The 24,686-nt window shown below is 44.1% G+C and carries 26 protein-coding genes and 1 pseudogene; 22 read left to right on the top strand and 5 right to left on the bottom strand.

Features of this window, described 5'->3' with window-relative positions; genetic code table 11:
- The first annotated feature begins 72 nt into the window (after positions 1 to 72).
- From ACXAF2_RS15665 to ACXAF2_RS15635, 7 genes and pseudogenes are all read left to right on the top strand, one after another.
- On the top strand, positions 73 to 1,821 hold the full coding sequence (locus ACXAF2_RS15665) for a thiamine pyrophosphate-binding protein (RefSeq protein ID WP_475140008.1): 1,749 nt from the start codon (positions 73 to 75) through the stop codon (positions 1,819 to 1,821).
- Entirely contained in the window at positions 1,821 to 2,750 is a 930-nt protein-coding gene (locus ACXAF2_RS15660; protein ID WP_475140007.1) for a bile acid:sodium symporter family protein, read from the top strand. The genes ACXAF2_RS15665 and ACXAF2_RS15660 overlap by 1 nt, the downstream gene beginning before the upstream one ends.
- Positions 2,747 to 3,730: an SDR family oxidoreductase gene (locus ACXAF2_RS15655; RefSeq protein WP_475140005.1), complete on the top strand. Its 984-nt coding sequence runs from the start codon at positions 2,747 to 2,749 to the stop codon at positions 3,728 to 3,730. The genes ACXAF2_RS15660 and ACXAF2_RS15655 overlap by 4 nt, the downstream gene beginning before the upstream one ends.
- A gap of 52 nt (positions 3,731 to 3,782) precedes the next feature.
- On the top strand, positions 3,783 to 4,595 hold the full coding sequence (locus ACXAF2_RS15650; protein WP_475140004.1) for an SDR family oxidoreductase: 813 nt from the start codon (positions 3,783 to 3,785) through the stop codon (positions 4,593 to 4,595).
- 245 nt (positions 4,596 to 4,840) lie between these two features.
- Entirely contained in the window at positions 4,841 to 5,131 is a 291-nt protein-coding gene (locus ACXAF2_RS15645; RefSeq protein ID WP_475140003.1) for a DUF4306 domain-containing protein, read from the top strand.
- Between the two features lie 488 nt (positions 5,132 to 5,619).
- Positions 5,620 to 5,799, top strand: a pseudogene (locus ACXAF2_RS15640) (CPBP family glutamic-type intramembrane protease); the annotation flags it as partial.
- A 36-nt stretch (positions 5,800 to 5,835) separates the two neighbouring features.
- On the top strand, positions 5,836 to 6,363 hold the full coding sequence (locus tag ACXAF2_RS15635; protein WP_475140001.1) for a P-loop nucleotide/nucleoside kinase family protein: 528 nt from the start codon (positions 5,836 to 5,838) through the stop codon (positions 6,361 to 6,363).
- A 535-nt stretch (positions 6,364 to 6,898) separates the two neighbouring features.
- Here the strand turns inward: ACXAF2_RS15635 and ACXAF2_RS15630 are convergent.
- Entirely contained in the window at positions 6,899 to 7,510 is a 612-nt protein-coding gene (locus ACXAF2_RS15630; RefSeq protein WP_475140000.1) for a lysozyme inhibitor LprI family protein, read from the bottom strand.
- A 324-nt stretch (positions 7,511 to 7,834) separates the two neighbouring features.
- Between ACXAF2_RS15630 and ACXAF2_RS15625 the strand changes: the two genes are divergently transcribed.
- Positions 7,835 to 8,458 (top strand): DUF421 domain-containing protein, encoded by a 624-nt coding sequence (locus tag ACXAF2_RS15625; RefSeq protein WP_475139999.1) that lies wholly within the window; start codon positions 7,835 to 7,837, stop codon positions 8,456 to 8,458.
- A gap of 270 nt (positions 8,459 to 8,728) precedes the next feature.
- Positions 8,729 to 10,450 carry a phosphotransferase gene (locus ACXAF2_RS15620; protein WP_475139997.1) on the top strand — a complete coding sequence of 574 codons (1,722 nt, stop codon included), beginning with the start codon at positions 8,729 to 8,731 and terminating at the stop codon, positions 10,448 to 10,450.
- Positions 10,451 to 10,726: 276 nt separating this feature from the next.
- On the opposite strand, the gene ACXAF2_RS15615 is transcribed toward ACXAF2_RS15620, so the two are convergent.
- Positions 10,727 to 10,975 carry a hypothetical protein gene (locus tag ACXAF2_RS15615; RefSeq protein WP_475139996.1) on the bottom strand — a complete coding sequence of 83 codons (249 nt, stop codon included), beginning with the start codon at positions 10,973 to 10,975 and terminating at the stop codon, positions 10,727 to 10,729.
- Between the two features lie 263 nt (positions 10,976 to 11,238).
- Here ACXAF2_RS15615 and ACXAF2_RS15610 point away from each other — a divergent pair, with 263 nt between their 5' ends.
- From ACXAF2_RS15610 to ACXAF2_RS15585, 6 genes are all read left to right on the top strand, one after another.
- The gene (locus tag ACXAF2_RS15610) at positions 11,239 to 12,510 is read left to right on the top strand and encodes a S1C family serine protease (RefSeq protein ID WP_475139995.1); all 1,272 of its coding nucleotides are present in this window, start codon (positions 11,239 to 11,241) and stop codon (positions 12,508 to 12,510) included.
- A gap of 13 nt (positions 12,511 to 12,523) precedes the next feature.
- Entirely contained in the window at positions 12,524 to 12,724 is a 201-nt protein-coding gene (locus ACXAF2_RS15605; protein WP_475139993.1) for a hypothetical protein, read from the top strand.
- Between the two features lie 36 nt (positions 12,725 to 12,760).
- Entirely contained in the window at positions 12,761 to 13,648 is an 888-nt protein-coding gene (locus ACXAF2_RS15600) for a peptidylprolyl isomerase (protein ID WP_475139992.1), read from the top strand.
- Positions 13,649 to 13,782: 134 nt separating this feature from the next.
- Entirely contained in the window at positions 13,783 to 14,661 is an 879-nt protein-coding gene (locus ACXAF2_RS15595; protein ID WP_475139991.1) for a hypothetical protein, read from the top strand.
- Positions 14,662 to 14,850: 189 nt separating this feature from the next.
- A complete protein-coding gene (locus tag ACXAF2_RS15590; protein WP_475139989.1) occupies positions 14,851 to 15,555 on the top strand; it encodes a winged helix-turn-helix domain-containing protein in 705 nt (234 codons plus the stop codon).
- Positions 15,545 to 16,948 (top strand): sensor histidine kinase, encoded by a 1,404-nt coding sequence (locus tag ACXAF2_RS15585; protein ID WP_475139987.1) that lies wholly within the window; start codon positions 15,545 to 15,547, stop codon positions 16,946 to 16,948. The genes ACXAF2_RS15590 and ACXAF2_RS15585 overlap by 11 nt, the downstream gene beginning before the upstream one ends.
- 137 nt (positions 16,949 to 17,085) lie before the next feature.
- Here the strand turns inward: ACXAF2_RS15585 and ACXAF2_RS15580 are convergent, their stop codons facing one another.
- Positions 17,086 to 18,021: an iron-hydroxamate ABC transporter substrate-binding protein gene (locus ACXAF2_RS15580; RefSeq protein WP_475139986.1), complete on the bottom strand. Its 936-nt coding sequence runs from the start codon at positions 18,019 to 18,021 to the stop codon at positions 17,086 to 17,088.
- A 117-nt stretch (positions 18,022 to 18,138) separates the two neighbouring features.
- Here ACXAF2_RS15580 and ACXAF2_RS15575 point away from each other — a divergent pair, with 117 nt between their 5' ends.
- Positions 18,139 to 18,351: a hypothetical protein gene (locus ACXAF2_RS15575; protein ID WP_475139985.1), complete on the top strand. Its 213-nt coding sequence runs from the start codon at positions 18,139 to 18,141 to the stop codon at positions 18,349 to 18,351.
- Here ACXAF2_RS15575 and ACXAF2_RS15570 read toward each other — a convergent pair.
- Positions 18,348 to 19,112 carry a carbon-nitrogen hydrolase family protein gene (locus ACXAF2_RS15570; protein WP_475139983.1) on the bottom strand — a complete coding sequence of 255 codons (765 nt, stop codon included), beginning with the start codon at positions 19,110 to 19,112 and terminating at the stop codon, positions 18,348 to 18,350. The two genes, ACXAF2_RS15575 and ACXAF2_RS15570, sit on opposite strands and share 4 nt — an antisense overlap.
- A gap of 321 nt (positions 19,113 to 19,433) precedes the next feature.
- Between ACXAF2_RS15570 and ACXAF2_RS15565 the strand changes: the two genes are divergently transcribed.
- The 6 genes from ACXAF2_RS15565 to ACXAF2_RS15540 all read left to right on the top strand — a co-directional run bounded on the left by ACXAF2_RS15565 (position 19,434) and on the right by ACXAF2_RS15540 (position 23,979).
- Positions 19,434 to 20,216 (top strand): ABC transporter substrate-binding protein, encoded by a 783-nt coding sequence (locus tag ACXAF2_RS15565; protein ID WP_475139982.1) that lies wholly within the window; start codon positions 19,434 to 19,436, stop codon positions 20,214 to 20,216.
- Between the two features lie 2 nt (positions 20,217 to 20,218).
- Positions 20,219 to 20,452, top strand: a complete 234-nt coding sequence (locus ACXAF2_RS15560; protein WP_475139981.1) for a hypothetical protein — start codon at positions 20,219 to 20,221, stop codon at positions 20,450 to 20,452.
- 20 nt (positions 20,453 to 20,472) lie between these two features.
- Positions 20,473 to 21,474: a FecCD family ABC transporter permease gene (locus tag ACXAF2_RS15555; protein WP_475139979.1), complete on the top strand. Its 1,002-nt coding sequence runs from the start codon at positions 20,473 to 20,475 to the stop codon at positions 21,472 to 21,474.
- Position 21,475: 1 nt separating this feature from the next.
- On the top strand, positions 21,476 to 22,255 hold the full coding sequence (locus ACXAF2_RS15550) for an ABC transporter ATP-binding protein (RefSeq protein WP_475139978.1): 780 nt from the start codon (positions 21,476 to 21,478) through the stop codon (positions 22,253 to 22,255).
- A 28-nt stretch (positions 22,256 to 22,283) separates the two neighbouring features.
- A complete protein-coding gene (locus ACXAF2_RS15545) occupies positions 22,284 to 22,784 on the top strand; it encodes a HugZ family pyridoxamine 5'-phosphate oxidase (RefSeq protein WP_475139977.1) in 501 nt (166 codons plus the stop codon).
- A gap of 214 nt (positions 22,785 to 22,998) precedes the next feature.
- Entirely contained in the window at positions 22,999 to 23,979 is a 981-nt protein-coding gene (locus tag ACXAF2_RS15540; RefSeq protein WP_475139975.1) for a DUF1835 domain-containing protein, read from the top strand.
- 25 nt (positions 23,980 to 24,004) lie between these two features.
- Here the strand turns inward: ACXAF2_RS15540 and ACXAF2_RS15535 are convergent, their stop codons facing one another.
- The gene (locus ACXAF2_RS15535) at positions 24,005 to 24,175 is read right to left on the bottom strand and encodes a hypothetical protein (RefSeq protein WP_475139974.1); all 171 of its coding nucleotides are present in this window, start codon (positions 24,173 to 24,175) and stop codon (positions 24,005 to 24,007) included.
- Positions 24,176 to 24,686 lie beyond the last annotated feature (511 nt).

The following is a 24,686-nucleotide window of genomic DNA, read 5'->3' as shown; positions in this document are numbered from 1 at the left end:
TTCTATTTGGTGGATCGCTTTACATAATAAATCGTTTTCAAACGACTTTCAAACGATTAGGGGGAACGACTTATGATAGAGATGACTGGCGGCGAAGTAATCGCAAAGATGTTACGTAAGGAGAATGTAGAGAAGGTATTCGGAATTATCGATGGAACCTATTTTGGATTCTATTCGAATCTTGGAACGAACGGGATTGAGTTAATTACACCGAGACATGAGACAAGTGCCGCTCACATGGCGGGTGCCTATGCCCGGGTGACAGGAAAGCTTGGGGTATGTATGGCGAGTAATGGGCCGGGTGTCGCGAATATCCTGCCCGGGTTGGTTGTGGAAGAAGGCGAAGGGAACCGTGTCCTGGTGATTACAAGCGCACGGAGGACCGGCATTATGTATCCGGATCGCGGCGGTACGTATCAATGCTTTGATCAGACAGGAGTCATTTCGAACATTGCCAAATGGAGTGAGGCCGTTCCTTCCTTTGACCGTATTCCTGAGTTGATGCGGACCGCTTTACGAAAATGCTATGAAGGCAGGCCGGGGGTTGTTCATATTGATATTCCTGAGAATATTTTAAATTCGAAGCATAAATGTGACCTCTCCTTTTGGGAGCCGCATCAGTACCGGGTGACAGAAATGCCGGGTGCATCTGAACAACAGCTGGAAAGAGCCGTCGAACTGCTCATCCAAGCCGAGTATCCGATGATCCATGCGGGAAGCGGCGTCGTCCATGCCCGTGCTTATGAAGAAGTGGAGATGACAGCCGAACTTTTACAATCGATGGTGACGACAAGCTGGGCGGCAAGGGGAGCCATCCCGGAAACAAATCCACTGATGCTGCCGATGATTCATATTGCAACGAACAATAAATTAAGAAATGAAGCCGATGTCGTGCTCGTCCTAGGCTCAAGGCTCGGGGAGACGGATTGGTGGGGGAAAGCCCCTTATTGGAATGCAAACCAAAAAGTCATCCAGGTCGATTTGGACCCAGGTATACTTGGTGCCAATAAGCCTGTGGACGTAGCCATCCAGGCAGATGTCAAAACATTTTTGACCCAGCTTCACGAGCGCCTGATGACACGCAGAAATGATATCTCAACAGAATCCCGTAAAGCCAGGAACCAAAAGATCATCGCGGAAAAAGAAAAGAATCGCAAGAAGCTGGATCAGCATCTGGAAGACATGTCCGTCCCGATGAATCCGGCCCAGATCCCTTCCATTTGCCAGGACGTATTTCCTGATGATACGACTTTCGTGCTGGACGGTGGAAATACCGTGATCTGGTCGAATTTCTTCTATCAGGTCAAGAAACCGGGATCTGTGCTGTCTACGTATAAATTCGGCATGCTCGGTGCAGGACCCGGGCAGGCACTGGGAGCGGCGGCAGCCAATCGGGATCGCCCGGTCTGCTGCATCATCGGTGACGGCGCCATGGGCTTTCATCCACAGGAAATCGAAACCGCGGTCAGAAATAACCTACAGATCATTTTCCTTGTGATGTGCGATAAGCAATGGGGGATGGTCAAGATGAACCAGCAATTCGCTTTGAAACCAGTCAAGACCTTGATTAAAAAATCACTGAGCCCGGAAGAAACGATTAATGCGGATTTGGGGGTAATCCAATTTGATCAGCTTGCGGAGAGCATGGGTGCACACGGGGAGCATGTCAATGACCCGAAGGATCTACAGGCTGCCATTGAACGATCATTGGAAACAGGCAGATGTTCAGTGATCCATGTGGACGTCGATCCCGTCAAACATATGTGGGCACCGGGTCTGAAATATTTCAAGGATATGCATCAGGAGCCTAAAGGCAAGTAATGAGTATCGATCAGGTACAACTGAATTTCAATCCGACAACGCTGACCATTTTAAATATCGTGATCGGTTTTATCATGTTTGGCGTAGCCTTGGATCTGAGATTAACCGATTTTAAACGGACATTCTCTACCCCTAAACCGATCTTGATTGGGCTGACAGCACAATTCCTATTGCTGCCGGCGTTCACTTTTTTACTCGTGTCTATGATCAATCCGGTTCCAAGTATTGCATTGGGACTATTCATGGTAGCTGCTTGCCCTGGAGGGAATTTATCCAATTTCATTACCTACCTTTCAAAAGGGAATACACCTCTGTCAATCTCCATGTCAGCTGTTTCAACGGTTGTGGCGATCTTTTTGACCCCGGTGAATGTGATGTTCTGGGGTTCCCTTTATCCGGGAACGGAGTCCTTACTGAGATCGTTTACCATCAATCCGGTGGATATGCTATTGACGATCTTTCTCATGCTTGGATTCCCTCTCGTTGTAGGGATGTTCATTCGTTACAAGTATCCTGTGTGGGCGATGAAGGCGAATAAAGGGATGAAATATATATCGATTGTCTTCTTTATCTTGTTTCTCCTCTTAGCATTGATCTCGAACTTTACGTATTTTGTTGATTTTGTCGGCATGGTGGTCCTTGTTGTTTTCCTTCAGAATTTGATTGCCATTCTTTCCGGCTACTTTTCAGCTCGATTCTTCAAATTGCCGGAAGGTGACCGCAGAGCCATTGCGATTGAAGTAGGGATCCAGAACTCGGGGCTGGGGCTCGTCTTGATCTTCAATTTCTTTGACGGTCTCGGCGGCATGGCAATCGTGGCCGCTTGGTGGGGTGTATGGCATCTGATTTCCGGTCTGTCGCTTGCCGCCTTCTGGTCCAGAAGGAAACCGGCAGTCATTCCGCCGGTCGAAGGAGGGATTGAGGCATGAATCTATTAATCACCGGTGCTGCCGGTTATCTTGGGAGTACGCTCCTTACACGCTTGACGAAGCGGATTGACCAGACAGGAGAGAAATGGAAGATTGTTGCGGCTGATATTAAAGAAATCACCGTTCATCACCCTAGTGTAAACTTTGTCGAGCTTGATGTCCGTTCAGGGAAATTGAATGAGGTGCTGGAGCAGCATCAAATCGGGACGGTCGTCCATCTCGCATCGATTGTCACTCCGGGTAAGAAGAGTAATCGGGAATTTGAATATTCTGTTGATGTACTGGGAACGGAAAATGTGTTAAAAGCCTGTGTCGCCAATGGGGTGAAGCGCATCGTCCTGACGTCGAGCGGAGCGGCCTACGGTTACCATGCCGATCATCCTGCATGGTTGAAAGAAGAGGATGCCGTCCGCGGAAACGAGGAGTTTGCTTATTCGTATCATAAGCGGCTTGTAGAGGAGATGCTGGCTGTTTATCGGGAAAATCACCCTGAACTGGAACAGGTCATTTTTAGAATCGGAACAATCCTTGGTGATTCGACACGTAATCAGATTACCTCCCTTTTCGAAAAGAAGATGATGATCGGCGTTTCCGGTTCAGACAGTCCCTTTGTCTTCATCTGGGATCAGGATGTGATTGAATGCCTTCTGAGGGGGATTACTGGAACGAAGACCGGAATCTTCAATGTCGCCGGGGATGGTGCGCTTTCTATTGATGACATTGCACATCTGCTCGGTAAACGGGTGATCCGGCTTTCTGCATGGGTCTTGAAGTCGGTGTTGTTTGTTTTGAAGAGACTGTCCTTGACTCAATATGGAGAAGAACAGGTCAACTTCTTAAGATATCGGCCAGTCCTTTCCAATGAAAAGTTAAAGAATGAGTTTGAATATACACCTGCTTTTACCTCTGAGGAAGTGTTCCGGTATTTTTTAGAGAAAAAATCAGGTAATGGAAATGAAGAATCATCCGTTGCGTCATAGGAGGAAGCGGGTCAGTCTGGTGCTGACCCTTTTTTAAAGAGGGGGGATCTTGGTGAGGGATAAAGACTTTTTTATGGGGAAAAACGTCCTGATTACTGGTGCGGCAGGCGGATTGGGGAGGGAACTATGTCTTGCTTTTGGCAGCAGGGGAGGAAGGGTCATCGCACTGGATTTACAGCCGGAGTCACTTGAATCCTTGAAGCATGTTCTGGAGGAGAAAAACATCCCATGCACGACCTTTGTGTGTGATATCTCGGACAAGGATCAATGCCAACACACGGTTGAACAGATTGAGGGAGATGGGATCAGCTTGGATATGGTCATACATAATGCAGGAATCTCCCACCGGAGTACATTCGCGAAGACACATCTTGACGTGCTTGAAAAGATTATCACCGTCAATATCAATGGAACAATCAATCTTACTCACTTTACCCTGAACCATCTCATACGAACTAAGGGAACCTATGTCGTCATCTCAAGCGTGGCAGGCTTTGCCCCACTGATGGGAAGAACCGGATATGCCGCGAGTAAACATGCTCTTCATGGATTCTTTGAAACACTTCGAATAGAGGTGGAGGATGATGGGGTCAAGGTCTTGATGGTTTGTCCTTCTTTTATGAAAACGGCGATGGAACATACGGCCTTTGGTGGTGATGGGAAACACGCTGCTCAGAAGAAACAAACCATTGGAAATGTTCTGACGCCGGAGTTTGTGGCTCGTCAGGTCGTCAAAGGGGTCCTTTCCAATCGAAAAAGGATATATATTAGTCCGGTCGCAAAGTTATCCTCAGTGGTCAACCGGCTGGTACCGGGTCTGTTTGGGAGGATGATGAAACGGAGTGTGATGGGTGAATTCAAGTAGAATATGATAAAGGTCCCATGGCCCATTTTGTAAAGAAGCTTATCCATCACAGGGTAAGCTATTTATTTGAAAGTTTGTATTGAGTATGATTCTTGAATTTGGAATAATTGGTAATGAGTTAATCATATAAAAAGTGAGAAGAAAGAATAAAAAACTAATAAGCTATTAAGAAACCGATTTAATCTGGAAACCTTTTTTAATGAAAGGGTTGCTCATTTTGTGGCTGCAACAAAGGGGGGATGCAAATGAAAAAGCGTTGGATTTTATTCATTATTAGTTTACCGATATTTCTTGTCTCATATGTTTATTCTTTTTTCATCTCAAGTAAAATCGCTTACTTATCACAATCAGAATGTAAGCCTGAATTCATTTTCACACCAGAAGATGTTCAATACTGCAGTGATATTTATGCCATTGATGTCTTTTTAATCGCCTTACAGACCAACCCGATTTCATATCTATGTCTGTTATCAGGCATTTATATCGTCAGTTTATTGGCCTATATGATTTTTACCCACATAAGGAAAAGGATATGAGCGAGTGTCCTTGCTTATGTGGGGGAAGGTATGATCTAAAACAAAGGAGGGACTTACCGCTCATCCTTAGTCTTAGAAAATACAAATCTTGCATTAATGAAAAATAAAGTGCCAAAGAAAAATAGAGCAGTGACCATCCAACTGGCAATAGCTGAATATTCCCCGTTCAAAAGATACTCACTGATCAAATTTACAAATACCATTAGTGCCATCACAACATACATGCTGATTATGTATTTCACTGTATTCCCACCTTGTCGATAATCTTTGTTTAAGAAACTTACCAAATCCTATTAAAGGACCACACTATAAGAATGATACTGGTTACTCCCCAAGCTGTCGTTCCAGCGACCAACCAAATGATCGATTGGATCGTTGGATTATTCTTTCTTTCTAGCTTTCTTTTCATAAAAGCGAGTACGGCAAATCCGATTAGGAAGAAACTAACACTCATCCAAAGTAATAAGTCTACCATTGAATTCTCCTTTTTTCTTAAAATCTTTATCCAAACCATCATCCATATTCCGACCTACAACGTCATGCCGGTAAATTTCTTTAGCGGGATCCTTTTTGCTCTAGCGAATCAACGTACCCATTCGATCTGGCCATCGGTTTTGATCCACGGTTTGACGAATGGGGTAATGGTTCTGCTGGCAAGCTTGGGGTAAAAAATGCCAACTTATACAAATGGGGAGAGTGTCCACATGTTCAACGATTTTAATTTCGAAACGATTTATCGGGAACGGAATGTTTCCACACCGCTGGTCGTCATGATGTGTGGTGTGGCCGGTTCCGGGAAAACGACATTCTCTCAGCAACTTGAGAATAATGGGTTTGTGCGTCTTTCCATTGATGAAGAAATATGGGCGACTCATGGCCGTTACGGGATTGATTTCCCTATGGAAAAGATGGAGGAATACAAGAAAGAGGCAGAAAGGAAATTGCGCAAGGACTTATTGAAGCTCATTCACGATAAACAACAGGTGGTCATCGACTTCAGTTTTTGGGACCGTGCAAGGAGGGAGCGGTATAAACAACTCATTGAAAAGTACGGTGGCAAATGGAAACTAATTTATATAAAGGTTTCTCCTGATGATTTGCGTGAACGCCTTAAAATAAGGAATAAACGCTTTGATGCCAATGCGTTCCCGATTACAGAAGAAGTGTTAACTTCCTACCTGAATGGTTTTGAAATTCCCAATGGGGAGGGAGAAATGGTTGTTGAGAATTAGACATTTCTGATAGTTATTACTTTTACTCCCGGTCCCATTGCCTTGCTAAAGGATTACACGATGGCTCAGTTGAGATGACTGGGTCATTCTTTATGAAAAAAACACCGCAAAAAGCGGTGCGATTTACGATGGATCCTATATCTTGATGAAGCATCGTATTTAATTTAAAGGCTATTAGTTACCGCCATCTATTGGACCATGATTACCATTTTGCTGAAAATTTGTATATGAATACTGTGTAGCTGAAAATTCATCTTCAGTGTAGCTACGCTTTTTATAGGAATGTCTTTTGTCATACCACACCGCAAAGAGCAAGATGCCTACAATGGGTAACCAAAAAAATAACCAAATCATTTCGATCATCGCCTTCCTTAGTTACTCTCTTCATTTTACCATAAAATTGTAATTTTTATTAGAATAACATTAGAATATTCAGAAAATAAAAAGGTGTTCTTACGGATTGTCATCTTAGCTCTACTGTTCCTATGGTGTATGTCCCCTGAATGAATGTTAAGAACCCACTTCCATATATCATCTATTCCGTCATATACTCATTCACCAACTCATAACATCGATCCTTTGTCGATTCATATAAAGAAATATACCACGCCACATTTTCAAACGTCCCGCCTTCATACTTCAGTCTTTCTTTCTCGGCTTTCGCTTCTTTCTGTTTGATCCATTTTAATTGATCCGCTTTTAACTCCTTCATGACCTCTGGAGACAGCTCTTTTTTTAGAAGGGCAAAGATTTCATTCAAGGCATCGTCATACTTTTCGTACGAAACTCCATAATAGTTTTTCATGGCATTTGTGACGCCTTTATCTGAATCCTTCTTATCCGGCATGGCATCAAGTTCTTTTTGGATATTGTCCAGTTTGTTCAGATATTTTGTTCTTCCCGCTACTTTTGTTTCAGGAGTACGCTCTGCCTCCTGACTACTGTCTACCTGAGAGTTGCGATCATCCATTGATGATTGTTCCGATTGATCAGTGCTTTCTATAGATGAATTATCTGTACTTGCTGGAATCGCATCTGACTCAGACTGATTAGAAGCATCCTCATCAGATGAATCGCTACATGCAGATAGGAAGACGAATAACATAGTTACTAAAACTGCCACGATAAACTTTTTCGATTTCTTCATTTTTACAGCTCCAATTCCATGTTGAAAATGTGTTGATTGGTTTATTTTAACATATAAGGAAATGTTCTTCTAACCTGTTTGGATTCGATCATTCGGGTCCGCAGGGACAGGTCCCATGGCACATGTTTGAAGGGGGATAACGTTTGTTTTTTATGTAATTAGTGAAGTTAGATTTATAAAATGAATGACTATTGGTTCTCCATGACGTTCTCTCTTCGAATAACTCCATCCTTGTAGGAAAAGCTAATCCATAACACACTTTCCCTCTTTCTCCTTTAGAAGAGGGTTTTTAGCGATGAAAAGGTCGAAAGGATGGATTGATTAATGGATTTGGATTGGATTTGGAAAGCGATTCTCATTGTTGTGGCGGGGACCTTATTGTTACGAGTCGCCGGAAGGAAGTCGATTTCCCAGATGACGCTTGCACAGACGGTCATTATGATCGGAATCGGGTCATTATTAATTCAACCGGTAGCTGGAAAGAATATCTGGATCACGATAGGTGTCGGGCTTGTTCTTGTTTTAACGCTGATGGTCATGGAATATTTGCAGGTGAAATCAGATCGTGTAGAAAAAATGATCACTGGAAAATCCAAGCTTCTTATGGAAAATGGCATATTGATTGAACAAAACTTTAAGAAGTTGCGAATGACAGTCGATCAGCTTGAAATGAAACTAAGACAGCAGGGAGTCAGTAAACTTTCCGATGTGAAATGGGCGACGCTTGAGCCGAATGGGCAAGTCGGAGTGGAATTGATGCCCCAGGCGAAGCCGGTGACGAAGAAAGATTTCGAACAACTCCAGGCCGAAGTACAGAGACTGATCGATATGCTCAATGTTCCACCCACAACAAAGCGGCCAGTCAGTCAGGAAATGGGAGGGGAAGATATATTTAAAGAGATCAAACAGGACTCTTCCGTCAATCCTCCCCCTAAACATCTTCAGTAGATAGATAATGAACGGGGGCTATGGCGGGTTTTACACATGTGAGCATAAATGTTATTTCATCTCACTTAGAGAATCGTAAGCAGACGTGTACGAAAAAAATCTTGGTTTAATATGACTGAGATTTTTTTTGTTGTACATTTACGATCATTTCTATATCTTTATAAAACATCTGTTGGTAAAATTAGGCTATTAGGACCTGTCTTATTCTAATTCCCGTTTTACATGATTAATAACTGAGCCAAGGGATTCACGGCTAACTGGGGGTGCCGAATGCTTGATCTAAAAACAAATTACAGATTTAAAACAATAGAACCGATCAATAAGGGGTGGTCGAGTGATAAGAAATACTATATCGAAACGGAGACGGGTGAAAGACTGCTGCTTCGGACGGCGGACCGTTCCGAATATGAGATGAAGAAGAGCGAGTTTGAAGCGATGAAGCGTTTGGCCGACACGGGAATTCCCATGTCGAAGCCGCTGGAGTTCGGGATGTGTGACGATGGTAAAAGTGTTTATACGCTTTTTACTTGGTGTGATGGAGAAGATGCTGCAGAGATACTTCCTAAGTTGACCGATACGGAGCAATACGATTTGGGCTTGAAGTCGGGCCGTTATCTCCGGGAAATCCACTGTATTCCTGCGCCTGCTGATCAAGAGAAATGGGAAACGAAGTTCAATCGCAAAGCGGACAGTAAGATCAAGCAGTACCATGATTGTCCGATTAAGATTGAAGACGGCGGTCGAATCATTGAATACATAGAGTCCAATAGGCATCTCCTTCGAGGAAGGCCGCAATCATTTCATCACGGCGATTATCACGTTGGGAATATGGTCATAGCGAGAGAAGGGGAACTTTCCATCATCGATTTCAACCGGCATGATTTCGGTGATCCGTGGGAGGAGTTCAACCGCATCGTGTGGAGTGCTTCTGCGAGTCCTCATTTTGCCACAGGACAGCTCAACGGCTATTTCAACGGACGGCCGCCGGAGGAGTTCTTCAAGCTCATGCTCTTTTACATCAGCAGCAATATGCTGTCGTCCGTTCCATGGGCCATGGCGTTTGGGGAAGAGGAAGTGGCCGTCATGAAGAAACAGGCAAAGGAAGTGCTGGGCTGGTTTGACGGCATGAACAATCCAGTGCCGACGTGGTACGTGGAAGACATTTATATTCAGTACATGGATCAAATCCCCTACAAATTAAAGGCTCCTTTCGACTTCTCTTTTATCGAGGGGTATGGGAAGGTCTTCAAGGTATATGACGACCAGGACTCCGGCAATATCTGTTTCGGGGTTGAAAATGGTGACCAGAAAATGTTTATAAAATTTGCCGGTGCCAAGACAGCGCGATATGAAGGAAAACCGGAAGATTCGGTCGCAGAGTTGAAGGCCAGCGTAAAGGTATATGAAGATTTGGCCCATCCCCATTTGGTCAAGTTCCTTCGTGCGGAAGAAATCTGCGGTGGTTTTGCCGCCATATTTGAATGGACAGACGGGGAGTGCATGGGAAAGATGTATCCCCTATCCAGGGAGACATTCATGCAGATGCCGGACAGCACAAAGATGGACGTATTCCATGACATCCTCGACTTTCACATTCATGTGATGGAAGAGGGGTATGTGGCCATCGATTTCTATGACGGAAGTATCCTGTATGATTTTTCAAAAGAAAAGACCCTGATCTGCGATATCGACCTCTATTCCAAACGTCCCTATATCAATAAAGTGGGAAGGATGTGGGGATCCTCCCGATTCATGTCGCCGGAGGAATTCGAACAAGGGGCTGTGATCGATGAAGTCACGAATGTGTATTTGATCGGTGCCACGGCCTTTGCGTTGTTTGGCGGGGAAAAAGACCGTTCCATCGATAAATGGCGACTGAGTGAGAAGTTATATAGAGTGGCCTTGAAAGCTGTGAGCGATGATCGTGAGAAGCGTCAGCAGTCGCTGGCGGAGTTTAAGAAGGAGTGGGTCAAGAACGATCATGGAACATAGGTCCGTCCCTGTTGAATTCCCGTTAAGGTGAAAAGAAAATTCACCGAATGTCTCAAATGAAAGGGACTGATCTCCACCTTTTTCAGGTCTGTTCCCCGACAAGATGCAGCTCAGTCACCACTTTTTGTAGGAAAATCATCAGCTTGTTTCACTCAACCACCATTCAACGGGTGGTTCTTTTTTTAGGCTGTTTTCGCATAAATGGGTGCTTTCAATTATAAAACAGTAAATGTTTGAGAAGTATTGAAAAAATAGAGAAACGCCGTCAATTAATGATTATTTTGTAGGAGAGATCTTTTTACGCTGAATAACCAGAACAGCTATTACAATTAAAAACCAGAGTAAAAACACACAAGCATAATAAGGATAGGATGACGAATTAAAGGCATAAATAGTTTTGTCAACTAATGAGGGGTCTTTCTTGTATTCAATTGCGTAGCTTCCCACAATCCCACTAAAGAATGAAGATAATAAAAAACCTAAGGAACTGATAACAAGTTGAAGGCTGTAAATAAGTTTATCCATTTGGTTTACCCTCCCATAAATAACTCACTTTCGTCTTTGGTGTAATTTTACACCAAAGAGGAAAAATGTCAATTATTAGTTGTTTATTAATTTCTAAAAACTACCAATTCTACGAAAATAGCTTTTTTCACAAAAATCATCCCCGCATTCCAAAAAACTTCCCACCCTGTACACACATTGTTAATAGTTTCGTAATATTTTCCCTCTAAGATGAAATCAACAGCAAAGATCAACCGAGCAAAATCAATAGAGGAGGAAATAACATGATAGAACACAACAATCAAAATGAAGAAATGAAGCATATAGAGTCGGACAATATGGAAGCCGTGAATAGAGAAGAAATGCAGCGAAGCCCGAAGCCGAAGAAGCCTTTTAAAGGACGGGGATTTCTAAACACTGTAGGTGCCGGGATCATCGGTTCGGTCCTGACACTGACGGTACTGCCTCAAACCGATTACTATCAGAACCTGGCTCAGCCGGGCATCGAACAATCAGCAGGTGACAACGGGCAGGTGGAGACTTCGGGTGATTCAGGAATCAACCCTACGACCGTTTCAACAGGTAACGGAGATGTGGCAAACATTGTGGAAGATGCCTCTGAATCGATTGTGGGAATCGTCAATTATCAGCAGCAGAATGGCATGGGTGCATCTCAAGCTGCTCAAGCAGGAACAGGTTCAGGCGTTCTCTTCAAGAAAGAGGGGGACAGTGCGTATATCATCACCAACAATCATGTCATTGAAGGGGCGTCAAAGATTGAGGTGTCCCTCTATGATGGGGAAAAAACCGATGCCGAGCTGATCGGAGCAGATCCACTGACGGATCTCGCCGTATTGAAGATCGATGGTAAATATGCGGACAATCTGTTGGAGGTGGGTGATTCCAGTGCATTGCGTGCCGGTGAACAGGTGATCGCGATTGGGAACCCACTGGGACTCGATTTATCAAGGACGGTTACACAAGGAATTGTCAGTGCCGTCGATCGTACCATTCCAGTGCAGACTTCCGCAGGTGAATCTGAATTGAATGTCATCCAAACAGACGCAGCCATCAATCCTGGAAACAGCGGAGGGGCGCTCTTGAATTCAAAGGGTGAACTGATCGGGATCAACAGCGCGAAGATCTCGAACTCCGGTGTTGAAGGACTTGGGTTTGCCATTCCAAGTAAGGATTTCCTGCCGGTCGTAAGTGAAATCATCGAAACGGGGAAAGTGGAACGGCCATATATCGGAATCGGAATGACGAATCTTACCGATGTTCCGCGCCATTATCTGCAGGAATTGCCTAATGAAGTAGAAGCAGGTGTAGTCGTCGCGAATGTCGATGAAACATCAGCGGCAGCAAAAGCCGGTGTCAAAGAGGGCGATGTCATTACAGAGCTGAATGGAAAAGCAGTAGCGGATGTGGCTGACTTGAGAAGGCAGTTGTACGGTGACCTGAAAGTCGGGGATAAGATCGACTTGACTATCTTCCGGGACGGTAAAGAAATGACGGTCAGTCTGACTCTTACTAGTAATGCAATGATGAATGGATAAAGTGGTGGTCTAGATGGTACAAGGTGAGTGGAGTGTACCAGGTACAAATCGACCAAACTGTACCAGGTACAAATCGAGTGGAATGTACCAGGTACAAATCGAATGGAATGTACCAGGTACAAATCGAGTAGAGTGTACCAGGTACAAATCGACTAAACTGTACCAGGCACAAATCGTCCAAATTGTACCAGGCACCACAAGAAACAACCGATAAGAAAACAAACAATAGAAGATAAAGGAGTACGGGTGAGTGGATAAAAAGAAACGTTCGATCACATTATGGAGTGTCATAGGAGGCATTGTCGTCGTCGGCACGATGCTTGTGATGTTTGGCTTTTCAAAGGATGAAGTGGTGGCGAAGGTGGGGGACAAGTCGATCAGTAAGGAGGACTTGTACACAACACTTGTGGATCAGTATGGGGATGCAGCCCTGGATACACTGATTGCCGAGAAGATTGTGGAGCTTGAGAGTGACAAGGAAAAGATCACGGTCAAGGACAGTGAGATCGAAGAGGAACTGGAGTCCCTCAAAGAATCCTATGGGGGTGAAGAGGCTTTCAATGAGGCATTGGCTTCAAGCGGAGCGAGCCTTGAAAGTGTCAAAAAGAATGTCGAATCGTTTTTGTTAACGGAAAAGTTGCTGAAAGACAGAGTCTCGATTTCGGATGATCAGATAAAGGAATATTTTGAAGCGAATAAGGACTCGTTTGCAGAACAAGAGCAGGTAGAAGCAAGCCATATTCTTTTAGAAGATGAGGAAACGGCTAAGGAAGTGAAGAGCAAGCTTGATGACGGAGGGGATTTCGCGGAGCTTGCGAAAGAATACTCCACTGATACATCCAATGCCGAATCAGGCGGGGAGCTAGGTTTTTTTGCAAAAGGTGAAATGGTGACGGAATTTGATGAGAAGGCGTTTGCCATGAAGAAGGGTGAAATCAGTGAGCCGGTTAAGACGGAATTTGGCTATCATATCATCAAGGTGACGGACAAAAAAGAAGCGAAAGAAGCGGTTCTTGACGATCATAAAGAGGAAATAAAGGATATCCTGTTTGATCAGGCACTGCAAACGGAGTATGGGACCTGGCTTGAGGAACAGAAAGAGGAGTACCAAATCGAAAATTTATTAAAAAGTTCATGAACCGGCAACTGTTTGTTCATACTTTGGTCATAACTTGTGGAGAAAATGACAGGGCAGGGGATCGAATCGCGACCTCATCGTGTGCTGCATAGATGGGTTCGGGTACCTGCAACACAATAAAGGAGGAATTAAAAATGAATAAGAAAACACTCACGTATGTATTGACAGGAGTCTTATCTGTCGGGATTCTCGGGGCTATTCCAGCCTTTGCTGCTGAGGAGGACAGCGCGAAGACGAACGATTCGGCGGTTGTCAGCGAAAAGTCGGAGTCGGCATTTGGCGGACATCGCGGCGGTAGGCATGGGAAGTTCCATCTGAATGAGGAACAGTTGAAGGAAAAAGCAGAAGAACTTGGGATCGAGACCACCGATAAGGATACACGGGAACTCGCCAAAGAGATCATGAAGGCCGAACTCGAAAAAAGAGCAAAAGAATTGGGAATTGATACAGAAGGAAAAGATCACCGTGCTATTAAGGATGAAATCCGTCTGGTGGAACTAAACAAAAAAGCGAAAGAGCTTGGGATTGCAACGGATGGAAAAGACCAGGAAGAGCTCTCTCAAGAGGTGAGGGAAGCGCTGGTAAAACAAAAAGCAAAAGAACTTGGAGTGGATACCGAGGGCAAGGAACTGGATGAGCTTGCAGATGAAGTAAGGGAAGTAGCACTTCTGAAGCATGCGAAAGACCTTGGAATTGAGACAGAAGGAAAAGAGCATCATGAATTGAAACAAGAAATATTCGAAACTTCCATTCTAAAAGCTGCTAAAGAACTGGGTGTTGAAACCGAAGGCAAAACGTCGAAGGAACTGATGGAAGAGATCATGACCGATCATGCCGACGAAGCGAAGAAACTGGATTTCTTCCCTTTTAATAAAGAAGAGGGCATCTTTTTCCACAAGGGCGGTAAGGGCCATCATGGTGGACAAGGCCATGGAAAAGGTCCTCATGGATCTGCGCCTGAGACCGAACAGAGTGAGGAACCGGCAGCCGAATCTCCAAATGACACATTATAAGGATAGGAATCCCCGCCAAGTGAGCGGGGGTTTTTCGTTAGGAGGAAACAATAGAATGAATCAGCCAAAACGGCTATACTTTAGATAGGGAGCCATGGGGACAGGTACCTTGGCACTGTCGTGAATAGGAGCCACGGTACCTGTCCCCATGGTTCTAAATAGAAAAAAGTCGGGAAAGGAGCGATGTTGATGAACGTGCTGGTAGTGGAAGACAATAAGAGTGTCACGTCGATGCTTGAGATGTTTTTTATAAAGGAAGGGATTCAAGGAGAATTTGTCCACGACGGGGCTGATGGGTACCGGCGTTATAAGGAAGGTGAGTGGGATCTGGTCATCCTGGACTGGATGCTGCCCGGGATGGACGGCGTCACCATATGCAGGAAAATCAGGGAGGAAGGGTCCCAGGTGCCGGTCATCATGCTGACGGCGAAAGACAGTGAATCGGATCAGGTGCTCGGGCTCGAACTCGGTGCCGACGATTATGTGACCAAGCCCTTCTCGCCCCTTGCCCTGATGGCAAGGATACGGGCTGTTACGCGGCGGTATCAAGGGGAGAAGAACAGTGGGTCAGGAACTCAGGATGTTTCGACGGCAGACTTCCAAATCAGTAAGGAAACCCGTGAAGTCCTTCTGAAAGGCGTTCCCCTTACGAATCTGACACCGAAAGAATTTGAATTGCTCTATTACCTATCACGGCATCCGCGCCAAGTGTTCTCGAGGGAACAGCTACTCGAACGGGTATGGGGGTATGATTTCTACGGGGATGAACGGACGGTCGATGTTCATATTAAGCGGCTCCGCAACAAAATCGGCAGCAAGGAAAAACCGTACCTGCATACGGTATGGGGAGTAGGATATAAATTCGATGAGACGGCGGCCGGGGATGAAAGTTAGGTATCTTTATCAGCTGCTCCTCAGCCATACAAGCGTACTCATCATCGCCTTCATGATCCTTGGCCTCCTGTTTTCCCAGTATGTCGAAAATCTTGTCTACGAGAATAAAGTGACGGAACTCAGGTCGTATGGGGATAAAATTTTATCCGACCTTGAAAGACCAAGTCCGAGAAGACCTCTGTATCTTGAGGAATACAGCAACTTGCTTCATGCCAGGAACATCGATGTGATTACGTTCAATCGTCAAGGTGAAGTATCTTTCTCAAGGGGAGGAGTATACCCGCGGATCGAGCTCTCCAAAGAAGAGTGGCAAAAAATCGAACGAGGTGAAACCGTCCCCCTGAAAAAAGATTTCGGACGCTTTGACCAGGCAGTATCCCTTGTCATCATGCCCCGGATCATCAATGATCAGCTCACTGGTGGGCTGATCCTCATTTCCCCGATCAGCGGCTCGAGGGAAATGCTGAGTGAAATCAATAAGTATCTTCTATATATCGTGCTCCTGTCACTGGCCATTTCACTCTTGATCAGCTTGTTCTTATCAAAGCTCCATGTGAAAAGAATTCAGCGGATCAGGGATGCCACTTCACGTGTGTCATCCGGTCATTACGATGTTCGCGTCCCAAGCTCCAACTTCGATGAAATCGGCGAACTTGCCGAAGACTTTAATGAAATGGTCACGAAACTTCAGGCATCCAAAGAGGAAATCGACAGCCTGGAGAACCGGAGACGGCAGTTCATGGCGGATGTGTCACACGAGCTGAGAACACCGCTGACCACGATTCGAGGTGTCATCGAAGGAATCAGAAATGATATGATCCCGGAAGAACAGAAAGAGAAGAGCTTCGGTCTCGTAAGCGAGGAAACGAGGCGCCTGATCAGACTGGTGAACGAAAACCTGGACTACGAAAAAATCCGCGCCAACCAGGTAGCCATTACGAAAGTAACCTTACCCTTACTGGATATCTTCGAAGTCATCAAGGAACAGCTTGATCTTCAGGCTGAAGAAAAGGGGAACACCATCAGGGTCCATGCAGATAATGATGCAAAGGTACACGCCGACTACGACCGGCTCATTCAGATCCTGATCAATATCACGAAAAACAGCATTCAATTCACCTCTGAAGGAACGATTACGTTAAGGGGCTCCTCTACCGGTACTGAATCCATCATCGAAATCGAAGACACCGGAATCGGTATGGACCCCGAAGAGATCCAATCGATTTGGCGCAGGTTTTATAAAGCGGATCTGTCCAGGACGAACAATCCATACGGTGAATTCGGTATTGGACTCTCGATCGTAAAGCAATTGGTACTTATGCATGAAGGAACGATTGAAGTTTTCAGTGAGAAAGGGCAGGGTACGAAGTTTGTGATTCGGCTGCCTCTTTGAAAGGGGAGCCAAGGGGAGAGCCAAGGGGACAGGTACCTTGGCCCGGTCTTGGATTGGAGCCGCGGTACCTGTCCCTTTGGCCTTTAAAAAAACCGCATGGATTCCAATTATCCATGCGGTTTTTATATGTTTTAACATTAGTTTAACTCTTCAAGAAAAGCTTTTTTAAACACATCCAGAAGATATTCCAATGTGATTGGATCACTATACGTGATCGCTTTCGTATCTAATTCTATGACTCTATTGTTTTGAACGGCAGGGATGTTCTTCCATGTCTGTGTTTCCAGGAATGAACCGTCACCGTCCTGATTTTTACTAAGGACGATATAATCTCCCGCAAACTCTGGAAGGACTTCTGTGCTTAGTGCAAAGTAGCCTGGTTCTAATGCATTTTCCTTCACTTTTTCAGGCATTTCCAGTTTCATTGTTTGATATAATAATTCGGTGCCCCGAGCCCAGTTGTTCCCGAATACATAAGCCGATTTCGTATCGTATTCAAAGACCGATACTGTGGCATCTTCACCGATCTTTTCTTTGATCTCGTTCCCGGCTTCTTCTGCACGGGCAGTGAAATCTTCCACCCAATCCTTCGCTTCCTGCTCTTTATTAAGAAGCTTACCGATTTCGATTTGCTGTTCCAAGTAATCCAATTTCCCCCACGTATAGGCAACCGTAGGAGCGATTTCACTCATTTTATCAATATTTTTCGAGTGGGACCCCACGATGATCAGGTCTGGCTCCAGCTCAACGATTTTCTCGATGTTTTCCTCTGATACTACTTCAATACCCTCCAGCTTCTCTTGAAACAGGGGATTCATATTCGTCCATTCATCAACGCCGACAATTTCACCTTCCAAGGCAAGCACATTTGGAGCGTTCGAAAGCGCCACAATGCGGGTAGGATTCGCAGGTACCTCAACAGGACCGGTTTCTGATTGATATGTAATGGTTTCGGATTTTGCTTTCTGATTCCCATTCTCTTCCTTTTGTTCAGTTTTTGACGCCCCGGTGCTGCCACAAGCCTGAAGGATGAAGATGGCGATGAGGAGAAATGGGATGAGTATTTTTTTCAATTTGCTTTCCTTCTTTCTAATTAATAGTGATAATCATTCTCAACAATATAGTTCTAAATATACTTATTAAAATGGTCGTTGTCAATACAATTTCACAGTGGTTCTAAAGTCGGGTGATTGATCTATCAGATTGAAGCATTTACTGAATTGGGGTCGTTAAAAGGGAGGGGCGTCATCAGTGGCGGTGGGGCTTATCGTATCAACCCCCTTCTTCTACTGGTATGGAATATGATACTAGGAAATCATTCATTGGGATTGGGACCTGCCACCGTCACCGGAGCAAGTCCTGATGATAATCGGGCCGCGGGACCTGTCCCTGTTGCTCCCTAACGGACATTCTCTACTTTAAAAACTGGTGAAATAGACTCCATTTTGTCTAGATCCCAGTCAAATGTCAGAATGGCCGATTGTGTTGATTTGTGTGAGAGGAGGCGTTTGCCATTTTTAATCACCAGGCTTTCCGCTTCCCAAAAGGTAACCGATTCATCTTCTCCGGTACGATTACATACAAATAGGCATAGGCCAGTATCGATCGACCGTTGTTCCCATTCACCCTCTGGTCCATACAGTCCCGGACCCCATGCCGACGGAGCGATGAGAATCTCGGCTCCTTTAGCTGAAAGGGTATCTGCAATATTTTTCGTGTAGGCATCGGCACAGATTAGAACACCTATGTTCACATTCTCTACATTGATTGGTTCAAGGGAGGTACCGGAAGTAGACCAATCGTCGGTGATACATGTGATCTTCCTCTGTTTTCCGATGAGTTGACCTTCCCGGTTGATTACAAACACTGAATTATAAAGCTCTCCACGTGTTGGCTGTTCAGGACAACCCAGAAAAACATTCGTATTCAAAGATTGAACGAGAGATAGAAAACCTGTCATCCATTCATCAGGTTGGGGCTTGATCCAGTCAGTTCCTACTTTCTGAGAAAATTGCAAACCACTCAGTGCTAATTCGGGGGTGATGATCCAATCAACCCCTTGCTTTGCTGCCTGTTTAACTGCTTTTTCAATCAAGTGTTGATTGTGATCGATGTCACCTGCTATGGGTAGCAAGTGTAATAATGCCACTTTTAATTTACTCACATGAAATCCCCCTTTTAGATAGTAATATATCATTTTGTTTTACTAAGTTCTTTGTAAGTTAATTTTCCTATTTTTTTTTCTTTCAGTTGAAAGCTATAGATGACTCCTAAAAACATATTATATATAGTATCCCATTTATCCTTTGAAATAATAAAAGTATAAGTCTTTTATACCGGTACTTTAGTTTTGAATTGTAAGAGGAGTCCCCCTGCTTGTCCAATTGTCCCATTAAAAACGTATTGCCAAGAAATGACCCAGCTGATAAAATCTAATTGAAAATGATAATTATTATCAATTAGTTAAATTTTGGGGGTCGTTTAGATGAAAAAGAGAATATATGGTAGTTTAATGGTTTCAACCATGCTAATCCTTGGTGGTTGCGGAGAAGAAAAGACGGAAAAAGCGAATACAGAAGTAGCTGCATCCCAAACTGATTCTGAAGATAAAAGTGAGCATGGGAGCAGTCATGGAAGTTCCCACGGTAGTTCTCACGGAGATTCGACGGGTTCAAGTGAAACAGCTAATGCAGATGAACTATTAAAGCAATTTCCTGCTGAAGCACCCGGGAAAGTCGTTACAACTTCTGTTTCGTTAACAGAAATGCTACATATCTTAGGCGTGACACCAGTTGGAGTTCCAACTTCCACACATGAAATGCCTGAAGGCTTTGAAAAGATTCCACAAATCGGTTCGGTGATGGCTCCGGATGTTGAAAAAATAGCGAGTCTTTCACCGGATATGGTCATCGGATCGGAATCGATTAAAGAAAGTATCGAAAAGAAATTGAAGAATATTGATTTATCCACGTCTTACGTGCCAACAGATAATTACGAGGAATTAAAGGTTTCTCTGGGCGTATTAGGTCAGGTCTTCGGTAAGGAAGAGAAAGCGGATGCCTATCTGACACAAGTACAGGACAAAGAAACAGAAATCGTCAAAAGTATTGAAGGGAAAACAGCTCCTAAAGTCATGGTGCTGTTTGGAACAGGCGACTCCTTCATGCTGATGAATGAAACGACTTATGTAGGAAGTTTAATCAAGACACTGGGCGCATCAAACGTCGTAACAGATCTATTACAATCATCGGAATCATATGTGCACTAAATATGGAAGATGTAGTGGTGGCAAACCCGGATGCCATCTTGCTTGTAGCTCACGGAGATCCTCAAGCGGCTCTGACATTATTTGAAGAAGAAGTGAAAAAGAATGGTGCATGGGAAAAGTTGAATGCATTTAAGAACGATCGTGTTCAAGCTCTCGATTACGGCGTATTCGGATATGCATCTATTTCGAAAGCTCCTGAAGCCCTGGGGCAATTGAGCGAAATGTTATACAAGTAACGAAATAAGGATGAATGAAAATGAGATTAGGGGTTATCGAACGTCAGAAGAAAAACTGGTTGGTGATCGGCTCGACATGTGTCCTTCTGGTCATGGCCATTATCTTGTCCATCGGAATAGGCAGTGTGGCTCTTTCTCCTTTGGAATCAATCAGAACGGTATTCGGAGCAGGTGAGGATCTTTCCAGGACCATCGTGTGGGATTTGCGAATTCCAAGAATCGCCATTGCCGCATTAGTAGGAACTAATCTGGCTATTTCAGGTGCATTGTTTCAGGCCGTTATGAAAAATCCCCTTGCTGATCCCGGGTTGACCGGTGTCTCGAGTGGTGCAGCGGTCACTGTATTATTGATCCTTTTAATGTTTCCTGCATATGGGCAATGGATTCCCTTGGCTGCAGTAGGTGGTGGACTTGTCGCTGTTATTCTCGTCTATGCTTTAGCATGGAGAAATCATGATATCTCCCCTGTACGCATCATTTTATCCGGAGTAGCAGTGAATGCCGTGATGGGTGGAATCACTGGATTATTATCCATTTTATACAGCGATCGTCTTCCTTCCGCCCTTCAATGGTTAAACGGCAGTTTGTCGGGAAAAGGCATGGGGGACGTCGGGGTTCTCCTTCCTTACTCATTAGCAGGATGGATTGTGGCATTATTTTGTATCCGACAGGCTAATATATTGAATTTAGGAGAAAAAGTGGCTATCAACCTAGGGGAGAAGACGAATCGGATCAGGATCGTCCTTTCCGTGGTGGCCGTATATTTAGCTGCAGTATCGGTAGCGGTTGTCGGGTTATTAGGCTTCGTCGGACTGATTGTGCCCCATATGTCACGATTCTTGGTTGGTTCTAATTATTGGAAACTGCTACCGATGAGTATGGTGATGGGGGCACTCGTGTTATTGGTTGCAGATACCGTGGGACGTTCATTGTTTGCACCACTGGATATCCCGGCTGGCATTGTAATGGCCATGGTTGGAGGTCCTTACTTCTTATATTTAATGAGAGCGGGTGACTTATAGGATGTTGGTAGCCCAAGATTTGAACATTAGCTACGATGATAAAAAAATCATACACAATTTTACCCTGAAGGTGAACGAAGGGGAGATCGTCTCCATTATCGGTCCGAATGGATCTGGAAAGTCGACTGCATTAAAGACCATGTCCCGGCTGATGCCGATTCAAGGAGGGCAGGTCTTCCTGGATGGGAAAGATATGCAATCATTGAAAACGAAAACAATCTCTCAAATGATGAGTGTACTGTTTCAATCAAACGAACCCCCATCGGATATTTCTGTGGAGGAGCTGGTGAAATACGGACGTTCCCCTCATAAAAAATGGTATGAGCGGACAACAGAAGAGGATGTAGAAATCGTAGAATGGGCCATTGAAAAAACGGGACTGCAACCCTTCAAGGATCGAAAAGTCTCTTCCTTATCCGGGGGAGAGGCTCAAAGAGCATGGATCGCCATGTCTCTCGCTCAATCCCCGAAAGTGCTGTTACTCGATGAGCCCACCACCTACCTGGATATTGCCCACCAGCTGCAGCTTCTGGATTTAATTAAAACCGTGAACAGGGAGCTCGGTGTCACAATCGTCATGGTGCTGCACGATTTAAATCAGGCAAGTATATACAGTGATAGCATTTGCGTGATTTCGGGCGGGAAGATCAAGCAATATGGTACACCGGAAGAAGTGATGACAAAGGAAATGATTCGAAACGTATATGGTGTGGAAACAGAAATCGATACCCACACGATTCACAACAAGCCTCGCATTCAATTGGTAGGAATATCTTCATAATAAATAAAGTGAAAAGGGGAAAATTCACATGACAAAACAAATCGATTTGCAACAAATGAAGGATCGTTATGTACAATTCAAAGACAAGATCAACACGGTGATCATCAGCACAAAAGATGAAAATGGTGATCCATTTATCAGCTATTCCCCTTATGTAGAGCATGACGGGAAATTCTATATCTACATTAGTGCGATTTCCGAACATTACCAATATATCGAAAGAAACAATCGTATTCATGTTATGCTCATCTCAGATGAGAATAAATCGCCCAATCTATTCGCCCGTGAGCGTGTCCGCATTCAATGCTCGGCTTTGAATATTGGGGATGTAGGACATGAAGAAATTTTCACCAAGTTTGAAGAGATTCACGGAACACCCATGATGGGGGTTTTAAGAGGGATCGATATGTCCTTATTTGAACTGACTCCTGAAGAAGGCCGTTATGTTGTCGGCTTCGGTCAAGCCTTTGACATTGATTTGTTAGGGGAAAAGTTTGAACACGTAGTAGTGGAAAAAAATTCACGCTAGTTTTCAAAAGATTTGTGATGTACGCTCCAAGAATATATAGATACTCATTTAAAATTGTATTTTAAGTGGGTATTTTTTATTGGGGTCATTTTTTTGTGTGAATGGTGATTCCTTCTCGTTCCATGATAAATCCGGTTGGATTTTTATGGTATTATTACAAGATGTGGATAGTAGCTTATGAAGGAACTATCTGCTTTAAAGGCGGTGAAATAAATTGATCGATCAAATAAAAAAACTCGTGGAGCATTCAACAGAGGAAGAAGTGAAATCCCTCCTATTCCACATGCTGCTACGAATCAATATGGCAGAAGAAACAGAGCAAGCTCAGCTGTTAAAAGATCTGAAGAACACCTATCAGAATTTTGTGGAGTATAAAAGAAGTCAGGCTGCGACGGAAAAGACATATGAATCCGTCCATATCTTGTTTGGAGATTCTGCATCCGGCAGTTTGAAAATCGCGTTAAAAGAAAGGGATGTGGGAGACGTTAAGGTGCTCGCTTTTTCGGATGTGTTCTCCATCGGTCCCTTATGGAAACTGCATGAAGAAAAGGGGCTTCATCACCGGTATGAATGGCTCGAAAATCATATTCTTTTTGAAGGGGATGAACTAACGGAATTCCATGAAAGGTTCAATGAAACGATCTCGGAGATTGAGGAGATTCCTGGCCATATCCCCATTACGATTTGGGCCGGGGCAAATGCTCACGAACAAACGGCCCTGCGATTTGTTCTGTATCTATTAAAAGCAAAGCCAAACGATCTGTATATCATGGATACAACCCATTCCCATACCTTGCACACTGGAGAACTTTCCCCAGAAAAAGTAGGGCTGATGTATGAAAAAGAGTCTGCTCCATTGAATAATGAACAAAGAATAGCATACGAAGAGGAGTGGCAAGAGCTGTCTGCCACACAGGAAGTATTGAGAATCTGGGAGAATGGTGAAATAAAAAGGGTCCGGGAAGATTATTATGATGCGTACATCATCCATACAGCGGAAAAACTGCATAAAGAGTTGGAGAATCCGGGGTTCATGAAATCAGCTCGACTGATAGGTGAAGTGCTGGGACATGTGGAACAATATATCGGTGACGGATATTTTGAGTATCGAGTAAGGCATTTAATCATGAATGGCGTATTTGACATCGAAGGGGTCCCGAAAGCGATGAGGTTTTATAGTGTGAAACGTAAATGAAATGGGCGGTATTTCACGCCCATAATTAATCCTGCTGCTTCTTATCCAGCTTGTCAGAAATGCTTTGCAGGATCCGGTTCTTTTCTTGCTGGATCTTCAGGAATTTCATCAAGAACCAGATGATGAATACAATGGGAGCCAGATAAAACAAAAGGGTCAATAGCGGGAAAATGCTAAACAGGACTTCATTGGACATGGATGGGTCTCCTCTCGATTATTGGATAATTATAACATATGTGATGGTGTATAAGTCATTTATTTATACTAGGAGGAGAAAGGTTGAGCCCAATGGAAATAACACATTTGAAAAAAGGAATGGGTGACGAATCATTTTAGAGACTATTTTTGGGATCTTCATTGTATTGTTTATATTGGGATTATGTTTTGCCATGATATATTGGGGTTTCCTATCTTTATATAAAGGTTTAAACAAGTCGAATCATCATGAAATTGAATCTTTAAAACAGCGGGTGGAGCTTCTAGAAAGGGAAAATACAAACAAGTAAAAGGAATGTCATGAATCTTCTATAGGCAAAACGATGATCGCTGGTTGATCGCATTATTCTTAATACAGTATAGGAATGGTGTCAGCCTCTTTTCCTCATCCACCCGCCAATCGCCACACAATTAACATAAATCACCTAATCCACTACCCGGACCTTCCTGTTATAGTTATAGTACAATGGATGGAAGTAGAAACATGTCTA

The organism is Rossellomorea sp. ABR4_004 (assembly GCF_056159585.1).
The sequence above is the reverse complement of the archived record's forward strand: the minus strand, read 5'-3'. Positions and strand labels throughout refer to the sequence as shown.